This is a genomic window from Lysinibacillus sphaericus (assembly GCF_001629735.1).
Taxonomy (GTDB): domain Bacteria; phylum Bacillota; class Bacilli; order Bacillales_A; family Planococcaceae; genus Lysinibacillus; species Lysinibacillus pinottii.
Genome location: NZ_CP015224.1, coordinates 2,529,243 through 2,543,508, shown reverse-complemented (window position 1 = coordinate 2,543,508; position 14,266 = coordinate 2,529,243). Strand labels below are relative to the sequence as shown.

General features: G+C 33.3%; 15 protein-coding genes. 10 read left to right on the top strand and 5 right to left on the bottom strand.

Going from position 1 to position 14,266, the window contains the following annotated elements:
• Positions 1 to 3 precede the first annotated feature (3 nt).
• From A2J09_RS12435 to A2J09_RS12405, 8 genes are all read left to right on the top strand, one after another.
• Positions 4 to 735: a SagB/ThcOx family dehydrogenase gene (locus tag A2J09_RS12435; RefSeq protein ID WP_227256817.1), complete on the top strand. Its 732-nt coding sequence runs from the start codon at positions 4 to 6 to the stop codon at positions 733 to 735.
• Positions 736 to 754: 19 nt separating this feature from the next.
• A complete protein-coding gene (locus A2J09_RS12430; RefSeq protein ID WP_012295520.1) occupies positions 755 to 1,597 on the top strand; it encodes a hypothetical protein in 843 nt (280 codons plus the stop codon).
• A 157-nt stretch (positions 1,598 to 1,754) separates the two neighbouring features.
• Positions 1,755 to 2,345, top strand: a complete 591-nt coding sequence (locus A2J09_RS12425) for an accessory gene regulator AgrB (RefSeq protein WP_012295519.1) — start codon at positions 1,755 to 1,757, stop codon at positions 2,343 to 2,345.
• Positions 2,346 to 2,360: 15 nt separating this feature from the next.
• Positions 2,361 to 2,492 carry a cyclic lactone autoinducer peptide gene (locus tag A2J09_RS23065; protein ID WP_012295518.1) on the top strand — a complete coding sequence of 44 codons (132 nt, stop codon included), beginning with the start codon at positions 2,361 to 2,363 and terminating at the stop codon, positions 2,490 to 2,492.
• A gap of 109 nt (positions 2,493 to 2,601) precedes the next feature.
• Positions 2,602 to 3,903, top strand: coding sequence for a sensor histidine kinase (locus A2J09_RS12420; RefSeq protein ID WP_036162271.1), 1,302 nt, complete (start codon positions 2,602 to 2,604; stop codon positions 3,901 to 3,903).
• A 9-nt stretch (positions 3,904 to 3,912) separates the two neighbouring features.
• Entirely contained in the window at positions 3,913 to 4,656 is a 744-nt protein-coding gene (locus tag A2J09_RS12415) for a LytR/AlgR family response regulator transcription factor (RefSeq protein WP_031419338.1), read from the top strand.
• 336 nt (positions 4,657 to 4,992) lie between these two features.
• The gene (locus A2J09_RS12410) at positions 4,993 to 6,945 is read left to right on the top strand and encodes a lipoteichoic acid synthase (RefSeq protein ID WP_036162269.1); all 1,953 of its coding nucleotides are present in this window, start codon (positions 4,993 to 4,995) and stop codon (positions 6,943 to 6,945) included.
• A 318-nt stretch (positions 6,946 to 7,263) separates the two neighbouring features.
• On the top strand, positions 7,264 to 7,779 hold the full coding sequence (locus A2J09_RS12405) for a DinB family protein (RefSeq protein WP_036162267.1): 516 nt from the start codon (positions 7,264 to 7,266) through the stop codon (positions 7,777 to 7,779).
• 156 nt (positions 7,780 to 7,935) lie between these two features.
• On the opposite strand, the gene A2J09_RS12400 is transcribed toward A2J09_RS12405, so the two are convergent.
• Positions 7,936 to 8,400 carry a DinB family protein gene (locus A2J09_RS12400; RefSeq protein WP_012295513.1) on the bottom strand — a complete coding sequence of 155 codons (465 nt, stop codon included), beginning with the start codon at positions 8,398 to 8,400 and terminating at the stop codon, positions 7,936 to 7,938.
• A 190-nt stretch (positions 8,401 to 8,590) separates the two neighbouring features.
• Here A2J09_RS12400 and A2J09_RS12395 point away from each other — a divergent pair, with 190 nt between their 5' ends.
• A complete protein-coding gene (locus tag A2J09_RS12395; protein ID WP_012295512.1) occupies positions 8,591 to 9,019 on the top strand; it encodes an NUDIX hydrolase in 429 nt (142 codons plus the stop codon).
• A gap of 68 nt (positions 9,020 to 9,087) precedes the next feature.
• Positions 9,088 to 9,405, top strand: coding sequence for a hypothetical protein (locus A2J09_RS12390; RefSeq protein WP_012295511.1), 318 nt, complete (start codon positions 9,088 to 9,090; stop codon positions 9,403 to 9,405).
• A gap of 45 nt (positions 9,406 to 9,450) precedes the next feature.
• Here A2J09_RS12390 and A2J09_RS12385 read toward each other — a convergent pair whose 3' ends face one another.
• The 4 genes from A2J09_RS12385 to A2J09_RS12370 form a co-directional block, all read right to left on the bottom strand.
• Positions 9,451 to 9,642, bottom strand: coding sequence for a hypothetical protein (locus tag A2J09_RS12385; RefSeq protein WP_031419331.1), 192 nt, complete (start codon positions 9,640 to 9,642; stop codon positions 9,451 to 9,453).
• Positions 9,643 to 9,917: 275 nt separating this feature from the next.
• Positions 9,918 to 11,414 carry a serine hydrolase domain-containing protein gene (locus tag A2J09_RS12380; RefSeq protein ID WP_012295510.1) on the bottom strand — a complete coding sequence of 499 codons (1,497 nt, stop codon included), beginning with the start codon at positions 11,412 to 11,414 and terminating at the stop codon, positions 9,918 to 9,920.
• A gap of 169 nt (positions 11,415 to 11,583) precedes the next feature.
• Positions 11,584 to 12,705 (bottom strand): hypothetical protein, encoded by a 1,122-nt coding sequence (locus A2J09_RS12375; RefSeq protein WP_012295509.1) that lies wholly within the window; start codon positions 12,703 to 12,705, stop codon positions 11,584 to 11,586.
• A 282-nt stretch (positions 12,706 to 12,987) separates the two neighbouring features.
• Positions 12,988 to 13,995 (bottom strand): nucleoid-associated protein, encoded by a 1,008-nt coding sequence (locus tag A2J09_RS12370; protein WP_012295508.1) that lies wholly within the window; start codon positions 13,993 to 13,995, stop codon positions 12,988 to 12,990.
• Between the last annotated feature and the right edge of the window lie 271 nt (positions 13,996 to 14,266).

Below are 14,266 nucleotides of genomic sequence, written 5' to 3'. Positions count from 1 at the left end.
AATTTGTGGAATTTTAAAGGTGAGAGGAATATAGAGAAAAAATTCATGGATTATCATATGATGTCAATCAATGAACCTGAATTTACCAATACTCAAGTATATGCTCATAGACCGAGGGAATTACAGGCAAATGGACATTATCCGTTAATAGATTTAGAGTATACGATTGACGAAAATAATATATTTGAAAAAATTTTAGGGACAAGATATACGGCAAGGGAACCATTCAAAGCGAATGTCAAAGTCAATAAAAAGTTAATGGCGCAATTTACTCAATTGGCTATGATTGGTGGTGAAAAAGAAAATCGTACATACCCTTCTGGGGGGGCACAGTACTATGTTAACATTTATTTTTTATTCAATGAGCAATTGGTTGACATGGATTTGATAGAGCAGGGAAATATTATGCTACTGAATAGTGATACTCAAAAGCTATTAGTTAAACAGTACGTGTCGTGGGATGAAATTAGTAAAGCGTTTATCCAAAAGTATTTGGCTAATACCGCTCAGTTTGCTGTTGCTTTGAGCTGTGATATGTCTGGAATCTCTGGAAAGTATACAGATATCTCCTATAAGCTAGTTCAACAGGAGGCTGGACATATTGGACAAAATATCCAATTAGTAGCGAATTACCTTGGATTGGAAAGTGTTCCCCTGGGTGGTTTTTATGATATTGAGCTATCAAAACTTTTGAGTGATCATCAAACATCCTTGTATGCATTTCTGATAGGATAGAAAGGAGCTGAGGTAGAATATGTATTGCTTAAAATTAAAATATCAAGTAAAAAAAATGAACGATTTCTTTATGATTCAGGATTGTATAACATTAGAAACAGTCATGGCCTTTAAAGTCAAAGATATTGAGTTTAATAAATTAAAAGAGATTATCTATCATGGAATAGATGAAACAACAGACTCTTCGGAGAATAAGCTTGGAAAACAGCTTTTGGAAAAGGACCCTACATTGTTTATCTCCTATGAAAAACAAAAATCCAGAGATCTTTTGAATCTAGTTAGGAGCTATACAGAATTTTTTACACCTTATTTCATTTCCACGGAAGCAATTGTTGAATACTTGATTTTTGCAGAAAAAATTATTGATACAGGGAAAATCTTTAACATTCAAGTCCTATTAGAAGATAAATTCCCAAATGTTCAAGAGTTTCTGGAAAAATCGCCGTTTGTACAAACTGTCTATGATGATAAGCCTCAGGACAATATTGATCTCCTAATTGGAACACAAAAGAAAATCGCAGAAATGAATCCAGTGGAGTCTTTTTCAAAGTATGTACTGGCATTGAGTTGTCAGGAAAAAAGTTTGGAGATTGGTCCATTAATTAATACAACAAAGTTCGAAATTCCAAAATTTTCAATAGAAGGCGAGCAGAATGCAGCCATAATGCATCATGAAGAGTTATTGATATGTTTCTTCCTAGAAAGAATTCTATTTATTCAGTTATTTAATTTGTATAATAAAATGCGGCAAAATGAATTTTTCCCAACAAGAAACAAAGTCTGTATCAATCGTATGAATCTTCAAGGATACAGTGAAGCGGTTACGCTTTATCCCAAATATTTTGTAGAGTTTGTCGTATGATAAATTTCATGATTGTAAGGAAAATACTCGTAACTGTGTATTTTCCTCTTTTTTTTTTGCATATAAGTAATCAGAGTAGTAAGTTACTAAACATTTGAAAAAATGCTAGATAACAAAGCTATACTTTTATTGTAAAGACAAACAAGGAGGGGGAAAAATGGAAATACTGCTAAAAGGATTTAGGGAAGACGTGTTGGCAGAATATATGGTTAGGAAATTAAAAGCAAGACAAGATTTAACCAGAATTCAAGAACTGAAGTGTAAATTGGGTATTGAAGTCTGCCTCATTAATCTCGGGAAGGCCATTCCTGTTTATTTAACTGCATTTCTACTTCATTCAGTTTGGCTAACATTTATCTTTCACAGTGCTTATTTATTAGTACGGCTCTATGCTAGAGGTATTCATGCTAAAAAAAGCAGTACCTGCACGTTGATAAGCATTTTCCTTTTTGGAATACTACCGATCATCATACGAGATATTTCAATTTCAGAATCGATTTTCTGGATTGGCATTCTAGCTGTATATATCTGTCTTTATAAATATGCCCCTCAAGATACAGAAAAGAACCGTGTTAATGATAAAGCGTTGAGAGTAAAACTGAGAAATAGAGCCATTATTGGCTATTCGATTTGTGTAGCAGTAATGATTAGTACAAGCTCAGAAATAGTAATCAATCAAGTATTTTTTGGAAGTCTACTAGCTGTATTTTGTATTCTTCCGTTGACATATAAATTATTGAAAAAATAAGGGAGGAAGAAGAAAATGAAAAAAATCCAACATATGTTTGCAGAAGGTCTAACAAAGCTGTTTGTTGTAGTAGGAGGGTTGAGTGTTCATAATTTCTGTGTATTGTATTCCTTTGAACCAACAATTCCAGAAGAATTGAAGAAGTAATTTATGTGTGAAATGATAGATTTTCACTAAAAATTCTAAATTTTGCTAATTCCATTATCTATAGTATAATATTCATAATAGATGACTAAAGAGAGATGAGGATTAGTGAGTGATTCTATTAGCTATTGTTCAAGTTGCCATTCAGTGTATTTTAGTAGCTTTTGTCATAGGTAAACCTTTTTTTCGAAAGGAAACTATTTTTGCAGTCATATTGTTTAGTCTAATAATGGGTTGGCTATATCCATACCTGGATATTTTTGGTTCGCTCTTAATATTTGCGTTTGTTCTTGGTATGTTTAAGTATACATATCTAAAGTGGATACCTGCATTGTACTACGCATCAACAATAATGATTGGTATGATCCTCATTGATCATATAACTACTTTCATTTTGGGAAAAGTTTTAGATATTGATACAATCTCCTCAGAAACAAACGAACTCATTTTTTCAGCGGTATTACTTCATCAATTTATTACCCTCATCATTGGTATTATATTTATAAAGTTTTGGAAAAAAATAACTTTTAGAATTTTTGAAAAGGATGCAGAAGATAGGATTACAAAACGTATTTTAGCTTTCTTGGGTCTTTTTACGTATACAATTTATTTTACAATGATTGTTTATGTACGATTAACAGGAAATCAAAAAACGCTAGTATTGATGAATACGCTATACTTATTTATCTATTTCGTCATTTTTGCTGTTAGCTTGTCGTTCCTAGTATACACCTTCAGAAAGCAGCTAGAGATGAGGGAGAAGGAAATTGAGCTGAACAGTATACAAATGTACACGGAACAGCTAGAAAAAAACTATTATGAAATGCGAACTTTTCGCCATGATTACATCAATATCCTATCTTCTATGTCCGAATATATTAATAATCGTGATATGGATGCTTTAGAAAGCTATTTTAATGACAATATTATGCGTGTCAGTCAAGAGATTCGTGATAATGATTTTAAAATGAGGGGTTTGTCTGAAATTAAAATTCCAGAAGTAAAAGGTTTGGTTTCCTCCAAACTGATTACAGCACAAGAAAAGGGGATAGATGTGGTTTTTGAATGCCCTAACGAAATACATTATTTGAATATGGATAGTGTACTGTTGTGTCGCTGTATTGGAATTATTTTAGACAATGCCATTGAAGCAGCAGAAGAGATAGAGAAGGGTATGATACGAGTGGGGTTTGTAGAGCTCGAACAATCCGTGTCCTTTGTAGTTTGGAATACGTTTAGAGATACCGGTCATAAGCTTTTTCAATATTTCGAAGAAGGTTTCTCGACAAAAGGAGAAAATCGCGGATTGGGGCTGAACAGTCTGAAGAAGATGGTTGATCAAGAAAATATGACACAGTTGGATACAGTAATAGAGGATGGTTTTTTTAAACAGGAAATTGTAATTTTAAAGTGAGGGATTGAGATGATTGATGTTTTTATCTGCGAAGATCAAAAGGAACAAAGAGAAAGAATAGCCAGATATGTGTCAAATTATATAATGATTGAAAATCTGGATATGCAGCTGGTACTAACAACCGCAGATCCAGAAGAGATATTACACTATATTAATGAGAGTCAACGATCTGGTTTATATTTTCTTGATATCGACCTAAATCATGAGATGAATGGTATCACACTTGGCGCAGAAATCAGAAAAATTGATCCTATAGGTGATATTGTTTTTATCACAACACACTCAGAGCTTACTTATTTAAATTTCATTTATAAAGTAGCAGCGATGGATTTTATTATTAAGGATGATGTTGATTCTATACAGAGTAAAATTATAAGCTGTTTGAAGGTGACGAATGAAAGAAGGCAAGTGACGAACAAGGCATCCAATAAAAAATTCGTTCAAAGAATTGCTGATAAAATTATTAGTGTCAACTTTGATGAAATTATGTTTTTTGAGTCCTCTCCATTACATAAAGTTGTTTTACATTTGGATAATCGTCAAGTGGAGTTTTATGGGAAACTGAAAGACGTAGAAAAAGAGTATGAAGGGTTCATACGTTGCCATAATTCTTTTGTAGTTAATATCGACAATATTCAGGAAGTGGATTTTAAGAGGAAAGAAATATTAATGAAAAATGGAGAAATTTGTTATGGGTCAGCACGAATGATAAAGGCTGTACAGAAAAAATTAGAAATCAATGTTTTCGAATAAAGGTTGCTTGGCCCTCTCTTAATGTAAAATAGATGAACTTAAAGAAATTAAAAAAGATACAGTTATTATTTAAAATATCCGGTAAATGATAGTTAAAAAAACTAACATTTACTGGATATTTTTATGACAGCATTTGTGTTAATTAGTAATGATTATACGAATTGTCTATTGTGATACCTAACAACTTGACATAAGTCTAAATGGGGAGTACTATACATTGGTCGCGAAAAAAGCTATCGTGACCTAACATTATTTTAAATGCAACGTTAATACTTATAATCTCTAAGTTAATATACATCAAGATTCAATTCAATAAGTAAAAGGTAGGTGCAAGAAATGAGAAATCTAATAAGTAAAAAAGACGACCTATTGAACAACTTTTTTGGAATATATGTAGTAGCTGTTTTAATGTTATGGATTAAAACATATATATCGCAACAAACACAATTTGACTTAGGCGTAGAAGGAGTTATTCAACAATTTCTTTTACTATTAAATCCATTAGGCTCAGCAATGCTATTTCTAGGATTTTCATTTATCTTTAGAGGAAAACGAAAATATACATCACTCGTTGTAGTGTACATGCTGATGTCAATCCTTTTGTATGCTAATATTGTTTATTACCGATTTTTTAGTGATTTCATTACATTACCTACACTTTCTCAAACGCAGAACTTTGGTGATTTAGGTGGTAGTGTTCTTTCTTTATTAAAACCATATGATATCTTATTCTTTGTAGATGTATTCGTAATGTTTTATCTACGCTTCTCAAAAAGAATTCAAAAAGATACTACACGCTTTGGATATAAAAAAGCGATGACGGTCATTACATGTGCTTTAGCTATTTCAATTCTTAATTTAGGGCTAGCTGAGGCTAATCGTCCGCAGCTATTAACAAGAGGTTTTGATAGAAACTATATTGTGAAATATTTAGGGATGTATAACTATACGATTTATGATTCAGTCGAAACGATGAAAGCATCCTCACAAAGAGCTTTGGCGGATAGTAGTGATATTACAGAAGTGATTAACTATACTAAATCTAACTATGCAAAGCCAAATGCAAACTATTTTGGTAAAGCAAAAGGAATGAACGTTATTTATTTACATTTAGAATCATTCCAGAACTTTCTTATCGACTATAAATTAAACGGTGAAGAAGTTACACCATTTCTAAATTCATTAGCAAAAGATCAAAATACATTGTATTTTGATAATTTTTTCCATCAAACTGGGCAGGGTAAAACATCCGATGCAGAATTTATGCTAGAAAACTCTTTATTTGGGCTACCACAAGGTTCTGCTTATATTACAAAAGCACAAAATACGTACCAGGCAGCTCCTAGCATTTTAAAAGATTATGGTTATACATCGGCTGTATTCCATGGTAATAACGGAAGCTTCTGGAACAGAAATGTGATTTATAAATCCTTTGGCTTTGATAAATTCTATGATGCTAGTTATTATAATACGGGCACTTCAGGTGACATGGCTGAATATGGGTTATTGGATAAACCGTTCTTTGAACAATCGCAAAGTCTTTTAAGTTCTTTACCACAACCGTTTTATACAAAATTAATTACGGTTGGGAATCACTATCCATATAAAATGAATCAAGACCTAGTAACAATCGATAAAGCAAATACTGGAGATGCAAGTGTTGATAATTATTTCCAAACTGCTCGTTATGCGGATGAAGCAATCGAACAAGTTTTCCAACAATTAAAAGAATCTGGTTTATATGATCATTCGATGATTGTTCTTTATGGCGACCATTATGGTATTTCAGATAATCATAACGCTGCAATGAGCCAAGTAATTGGAAAAGATATTACACCATATGAAAGTGCTAATTTACAACGCGTTCCATTATTCATACATGTTCCAGGTATGGAGGGTGGAGCTAACCATACGTATGGTGGGCAAACAGACCTTCTTCCAACGCTATTACATTTACTTGGAATTGATTCGCAACAATTTGTTCAATTTGGCTCTGACCTATTGTCAGAAGAGCATCATGAAATTGTGCCTTTTAGAAATGGCGATTTTGTCAGCCCTAAAATCTATTCAATTAATGAAAAATTTTATGATAATGAAACAGGTTTACCACTAGATGATAGTCAATTAGAGTCTGCGAGAACAATTAAGAATGAAGTAGATCTTAAATTGCAACTATCTGATAAAGTCGTGAATGGCGACTTATTAAGATTTTATAAGCCAACAGGCTATACGCCAGTTGATCCTTCCCAATTTAATTACTCCAAAGAAGACGATGTAGAATCGCATTAATGGTTAGCCTTTGCTAGGCAGGTTAAGAAAATGAGTAAGGTATCTAGGAGAGTATATAAAGTACTCTAATGATATCTTACCGTTAGCTTGACCTGTTTTTTTATGTTTGGTGATTCAACACTAAGCAAACTATATCAGTTAAACCTTACAGCCATTACGGTTGTAAGGCTTTTTTTTGCAGAAAGGGGGCTGCAATTTTAATGAAACTAACGAGTATCAGCAGTAATAACCTAAAAAAATTCTGAGAAAATGGAGGGAAACTATCCATAAAGGAAGAAGTAGTAGAGGGCTATTATATTTTTTTAGAGGGGGATTATTTTGCAATTATTGTTTAAATATAATTGGATGGTAAGAGAAGATTGGTTTCGTTGGTGTGAAGAGTTGAGTCAAGAAGAACTTTTAGAAAATCGAACAGGTGGTATGGGAAATATACTACATACACTCTTCCATATAGTGGATGTAGAGTGGAGTTGGATACGCGTTTTACAAGGTAAAGAGGATTTTCAGGAGAATTTTGATGACTATAAAAGCCTTGAGAAAGTTCGAAAATTAACAGCTGAATTTCATTTAGAAGTAGAAAGTTTTGTAAACAAATGGGATGCTAGTATGGAAGAGCGTTTACTACATCTTCCATTAGAGGATGGAACAATTGAAACGCATACATGGGGTGAAATCATTCGTCATACCATTGCACATGAAATTCACCATATAGGACAATTATCAATTTGGTCTAGGGAAGTTGGGAGAAAGCCAGTTTCTGCAAACCTAATTAGACGAGGTCTTTCTTCAGCATTTGTGGATTCAGTAGATGCACTCCAAGCAGACTCAAAATAAAAAGTCACTCAGTTGAGTGACAATTTCAAGATAATCTTTGAATGGATGAATTTCTAACAAAGAAAAGCAGACGAACCTCGCTCATTTGGGTGAGGTTTTTATAGAGTTTCGAACTTTTTTACAGAATGGCTTAGGCCAAAATCATCCATCAAATGTCTATCTTTTCATCTTACGAATATATGCTAATTGTCCAATATGGTAGGCATTATGTGTTGTGGCATTGGAAATGATAGCCCACCATTCCGCCTTCACTGGGTAACCATTTACAACAGATAGAAGTTGCTCCTCCTCAAGAAGCTCCTGCCACTGAAGTAGCGTTTTTAATAATTTATCCTTTAGCTCCAAAAAAGTCACCTTATCTCTCAATAGAAAAGTATCATGATTGCTTTGGACTTGTGGACTAGCTTGAACATGATTTTCAATGTATCTGATTTGCCAAGTTTCATTCCAATAAATGAGATGTTGGACAATTTCAGCAATACTATGACTGGTATTATCGGGTTTCCAAAATGCTTCTTCCTCAGATAGTCCTTCAACTGCCTCATGAAATGAAATATACCAGCTACGATCATTTGCATTTGCTAGAAGTTGGTCCAATAAAATGGTCTTAGCATCCATCATTCACATTCCATCTCCTTCCTATCATGCTTCTTACTAGTTTATCATTTTAATGAATGGCAAGGAAATTGTGCCAGATGAAATATGTAAATACGAGCTAAATTTGTACAAAACATTCTTTATTATCGTGAGCGCATTGATATAATAAAAAATGCACCTGTCGCACAGCTTGAAATGGGATTGGAGGAATCAGATGAAGAAAGAGCAAATTATAGCAAAAGCTATTTGTATATTTAGGAAAGAAGATGCAATACTTGTCTCTGAAGGCTTTGATGAAGTAAAGGAGACATTTTATTATCGACCAATTGGTGGGAAAATTGAATATGGTGAGACGAGTTCAAAGGCAATAAGGCGAGAAATATTGGAGGAAATCGAGGCTAGTATTACTAACCTAAAGCATGTAGGTACAATTGAAAATATATTTACATACAATGGTGATAATGGACATGAAGTAGTGTTTGTTTATGAAGCGGATTTTATTGAAATGTCCTTTTATGAAAATGCTTCTTTTTTTGGGGAAGAAGATAATGGCACACGCTTCAAATTGCTTTGGAAGCCCATTAGTGACTTCTCAAATAATAAATTAGTATTAGTTCCAAATGGATTATTTAAATTGCTCTAGCTTTACATAATGACTTGTAAAATCTAATGTAATGATCTTATGATGGCTAAGTTTAGTGAGGTGAGGATATGAGTAAAACAAGACTTTTTGTGATGTTCGTCTTATTTGCTTTTGTAGCCTTATTTGTAGCAGGTGTTTATTCTCTTAATAATGTACAAGTTGAAAGCACCTATCTTCTTGACGAACAAAACATTATGGAAAAAAATGGTCAATACTATTTGTTAATTGATGACCGAGAGTTGACTTTATCAAAGAAGTTTTACGAAAAAATACAATTAGAAAAGTACAATGAATATAAAATTAATTATGTATATAATCGTTTGGTCAATAATGATGGTGAAATCGTGAAGCTTAAAAGATATGGTGAACAGCCATGGGGGAAATAACGAAACACTTTGAATGTTCAACATTAATTATACAGGGTAAGGAATTCACGGATATTCAAATACATCTGCAATTAATCTACCTATACCTCTAAGCAACCAAAATACTAATCTGAATGGGACTAGAAAGAGCTCTGGTAACCAAAAAAGCACATCAAGTAATAATTCAAATAGGGAGTAATTATTATTTACTTTCCTTTTTGTCGTTTTTCTTTTCTTACTTTGCCACCATTCCTTCATCAAACAACCTCGTTTTCTAAAAATAGTCGAATTTAAATAAATTTACGTGCTAGCTTTGATTTAGTTTCATTTTTGGAACGTTTGCCTTTGTATTCACAAGTGTCATAGCCAGTTACTCACTATTCGAGTAACTGGCTATATGAATAAGCTATAAAAGGAAGTTGAGTTAAAACTTGTTCTCGTTTAGAGTGGCCTATGTAGAAAATCCTATTAAATTCATCTTAAAAAGAGTCGGGCATCCTGATTATCTACATACTAAAACATTCCATAGACAATTAATCTAGCGCTTTCCTTTTTGTCATAATGAGTATAATCCCCCATGTTAAATATAGAATACAAGCCCATATAGTGCTATACAATAATACCGATATAGAGGTCGGTGCCCACACCTTAATAAATGCCCAATTTAAACCGCCAAGTAAAACTTCTGGTGCCAGAAAAATTGCGATTAACATGCTGGCAACAAGCATTGAATGGAGAGTTAATAATAGTATTCTCTTGGAAGCAAGCTTTGTCAATTGGCGTTGTTTTTTATAAATGCTTGAGGTCATTTTGATTACAAAATAGCAAAAGATTAGACTGATTCCTATAATAATGATACTTATAATCGTGGCGATTTTATCCAACTTTTGATAGCTGTTAGTATGTAGAGGAGTTGTTGTTTTACCTTCCCACAAATCCATAATCCCTTGTCCAATAGCAGTTGTCGAGCTTGTATTCATATTGGCTAAGATGGCTACCCCTATTTGCTCATCGGGCTGCATGATGAAATACGATGTAAAGGTTGGATTTTCTCCAGCATGGTAAATGTATGGCTTGTTTTCTTTTTCAACCACTGCCCAACCGGTAGCATAATAAGTATTTGTATCAAAAGGTTCTACCGTTTGGTCAGGATTATGTGATTCTTTAATGGTTGTAGCATCAATTGAATAAATTTCACTATTGCCTAACTGTAATTTCAACCATTTTGCGATATCATTTGCGTTACTGATAATATAGCCAGCAGGGATATTTCCACGGTAAATAGGTGGTGTAAAAGGTAACTCTCTCATAAGTCCTATTTTATAACCAGAAGCCATATGAGGGAATGCTACTTGATGAATTCCTACAAACGATTGATACATACCAATAGGTTGTAAAATCTTCTGTTTGACATATTGATCATAGGGCAGCTTAGTTACTTGCTCTATGATTAGTCCTAACACATCATAATTAATAGTTGCATACTCAAAAGAACTTCCTGGTTTTCTATTTAATGTTTGATCTAGTAATGTTTTGACAGTTAATTCAAGGGCGTTTTTGGCTGTGCTTTCTGGAATTTGAACAATTGAATTAGAAGGAATTCCACTTGTATGCGACAGTAACTGCTGAATTGTTATGATTTCCTTTTTTCCATTATAGGTCAATGTTAACCATGGGATATACGTTTGAATATCATCCGAACGCCTTAGTAACCCTTGTTTTTCCAATTGAAGAATGGCAAGGCCTGTAAAGGCTTTAGATGTGGAGCCTAGCTCAAAAAGAGTATCTGAAGTGACGGGTGTTTTTGTTTTTATATTTGCATACCCAAATCCCTTTTGATATACGGTTACCCCCTTATCGACAATAGTGACAGAAAGGCCGGGGATTTTACTAATGGCTTGTTGCTCCTCAATAAAGAGTTCAATGTTACGAATTTTGTCATCAGATGCTGCATGCGCAAATTCTGGTAGCATTGTACAACATACTAGCATTACAGTCATCATCACAGTTTTTTTAATAAATTGTGTCATGCTCATTTCTCCTTAACTTATAAATTACTTGTTTCAACAACGATTACTATAACAAGCAAATTATGGTCAAACCATCGATTCACATGACTATTCAATGGAGTACATGACAATTTTGTCATGTACTAGAAAAGGGCTACTCCTTATAGTGAATAGGAGAGCCCCAAAAACATTATTTTGTTTGTTCTGGAAGTAAATCGTTACCGTGAATGATTAACTTCGATGCTGAGATTAGAATGTCTCTATTTGCCGAATAATAGGGATCTAAAATTTGATAGAAGGCTTCCCATTGGGCAGCAGCCTTTTCATCTTCACCTTTTTGATCTAAGGCATTTGCTTCCTCATAGAGCTGTTTTAATTTTGTGTAATCCGATTCGCTAATGTCAAATTCGATATCTGACATATATTCTTCAAAGGAAACAGGTTTGTAATATGAATTAATTATTTCATAGAATTGATCCCATAACTTGATTGAGAGCTCTTCGTTTTTATCTTTATCTGCTTTTTGAGCTTCCTCATAGAACGCCTTAAGCTTTACGAGATCCTCTTTTGTTATGTCTAAGTCCATATCAGCCATATATTGTTCAAAAGTTAGTGGAGGATATAGCTCTTGGAAGTATGGCTCTAAAATAGTAAAGATTTTATCTATTTTTTCTCCTGCCTCATCTGTTTTATCTTCTTTAGTGAATTTTACCCAGTCATTATAAAGTGCTTTAAGCTGTTCTTTATCTTGTTTTTTGATGACTATGTTTTGCTCAGAAAATGCAGCTTCGTTAATAAAATCTTCAAAAGGCTCAGGCTGCCAATTTGCTAATTCATAAGGTCTTGTAATGTTATTCATGGCCTGATAAACTCGATCCATTTCTTCATAATTCTCTTCTTTTTCTGCTTTTTTCATGTCAGTAAAGAGTTTTTCTAATTGAACTAACTCTTCTTTTGTGACTTCTTTAGGTAAGCTTTTTTTATACACATCAAAAGTATAGAAATCTGAATAATCTTCTACAATGCTTCCTTCAACAGCGATTTCCTGTCCTTCCACTAGCTTCAATTTTTCGATTTGCTTGTCAGAGAATTTGTGTAAGCCAATAAAATAATTTTTGCCGTCAGACCCTTTAATTGAGATGCCATCGCCATCAAAGTACTTAATAGTACCTTTTATTTTTTGTTCTACTTGTATAGTGACTTGTTTAGTTGTATCTACTGAAGTTGCACCAGCTTGAAGCGGGGTCATTACGGCCATTCCTAGTGTTAATGCGGAAGCTAAAATCCATGTTTTCTTAAACGGTTTTTTCATCTTTATTCATTCTCCTTTAGGTTAACTTCTGTTACCAATTATTAGACGTTTTACCAAACAAAAAAGTTTTATCTTTTTAAGAAAAATTTGAAAAGAAATAGTGTTTTTTTTAAGACAAAAGAGCAACTCCTAAAATGGGAATGTCTCTTTTACAAAAAAATAAAAGCGTTGATTTTCACTACAGCGGTCGAGCTGTAGCACTCTAAAAAGATAAAAACCATCGAGCGTGAACTTTTCGATGGTTTTGGTCAATAATTTGAGGCATTTTTAAGTGAGCCTCCTTTATATTTCATCCTGGAAATAAATCTTATAAAATTTTCGATTTGTTGCCTCATCATAGCCAACTTCAATCAGTTCGTCTATTTGATCGATATGCTGAATATTGACTTGAATTTCAATATTGGAATCAAGCTTTATTTTACGTTTGTATTTTTTTTCAGCTTTTTCTAGTGCACTGTCAGAAATAACTGTTTCATAAGGTTTGACTGCATTGACGAGGATATCTTTTTGGGTAGCATCCGCTTGATCAAATACGGTTTCGATGTAATGGTCCACTTGAAACTCATCTTCGTTTCTAAAGTAGTCCAATGTTTTATTTAAAAAGCCTAGCTTCTCTGTGTTCGAATAATTCTCTTCTTTTAAAATATACTTTTTGCATTCATTTAGCGCTAAATCTGTATTGTGATAATGTTCATCGGCTGCTTTAATGTTTAAAAATCGTTCCTGCCAGTATACGATATCCTCTTTTCGCTTCGTTTTTATAAAAACAACAGGGGGTTTCTCTTCCCCCATATCTACAATGATGGCCATATTATTAATTTTTTTCACGTTTATGCCATCAACACCATGAATGATCATCTTATTATTGTCATTTTTGACATCTAAAAACATCTCTTTTTCATCAATTTTGACAATGGCAATGACCTTTTTAACTTCATTTAATAGAAAGCAATTTTCAAACAAGCCAATAAATAGCTCTCCGCTTTTAATATTTGGGTGCTGGGATACACTGTGTAAGTGCTTCGCCATATTTTGAGATTGTTCAAGAAAGCTACTGTCCTGTTCGAATATTTTTTTTGAATAGGTAAAAACTTCATTAAGCGCAATATCTGTTTCATGGAAAAATTCATATTGCTGCTCAAGCTCTACTTTACTAAATGCAAGCTGTGTAAAGGCTGCTTCTAGCATGAGCTCTGGCTGTATATAATCCTCTTCTCCTAAAATTAGTGTCGTCTCGCTCAAAAAATGGATACTATAGTGAGCTAATTTACTTTCATTAACTTCTAACATTTATTTCACCTTCTAATTTTTCATAGTAGCTAGTATACCATATCTTATTTTCTAAATTTCAATGATTAGAAATAATAAAACGGGATGTAAGGACTTGGAAATTCATGGATTAGAAAACAAAAAATATACCCTAATGTCAGCACTCAGGCATATTGAGGCTGATTTTTTGTCATGGGAGGATGTTGATGTTTAGAAGTTTAAAATAGGACTGCTTAGATAAAAATATGTAGTAATTAATTCCTTGTGGATTGGTAAAGAGGGTGATCATCAT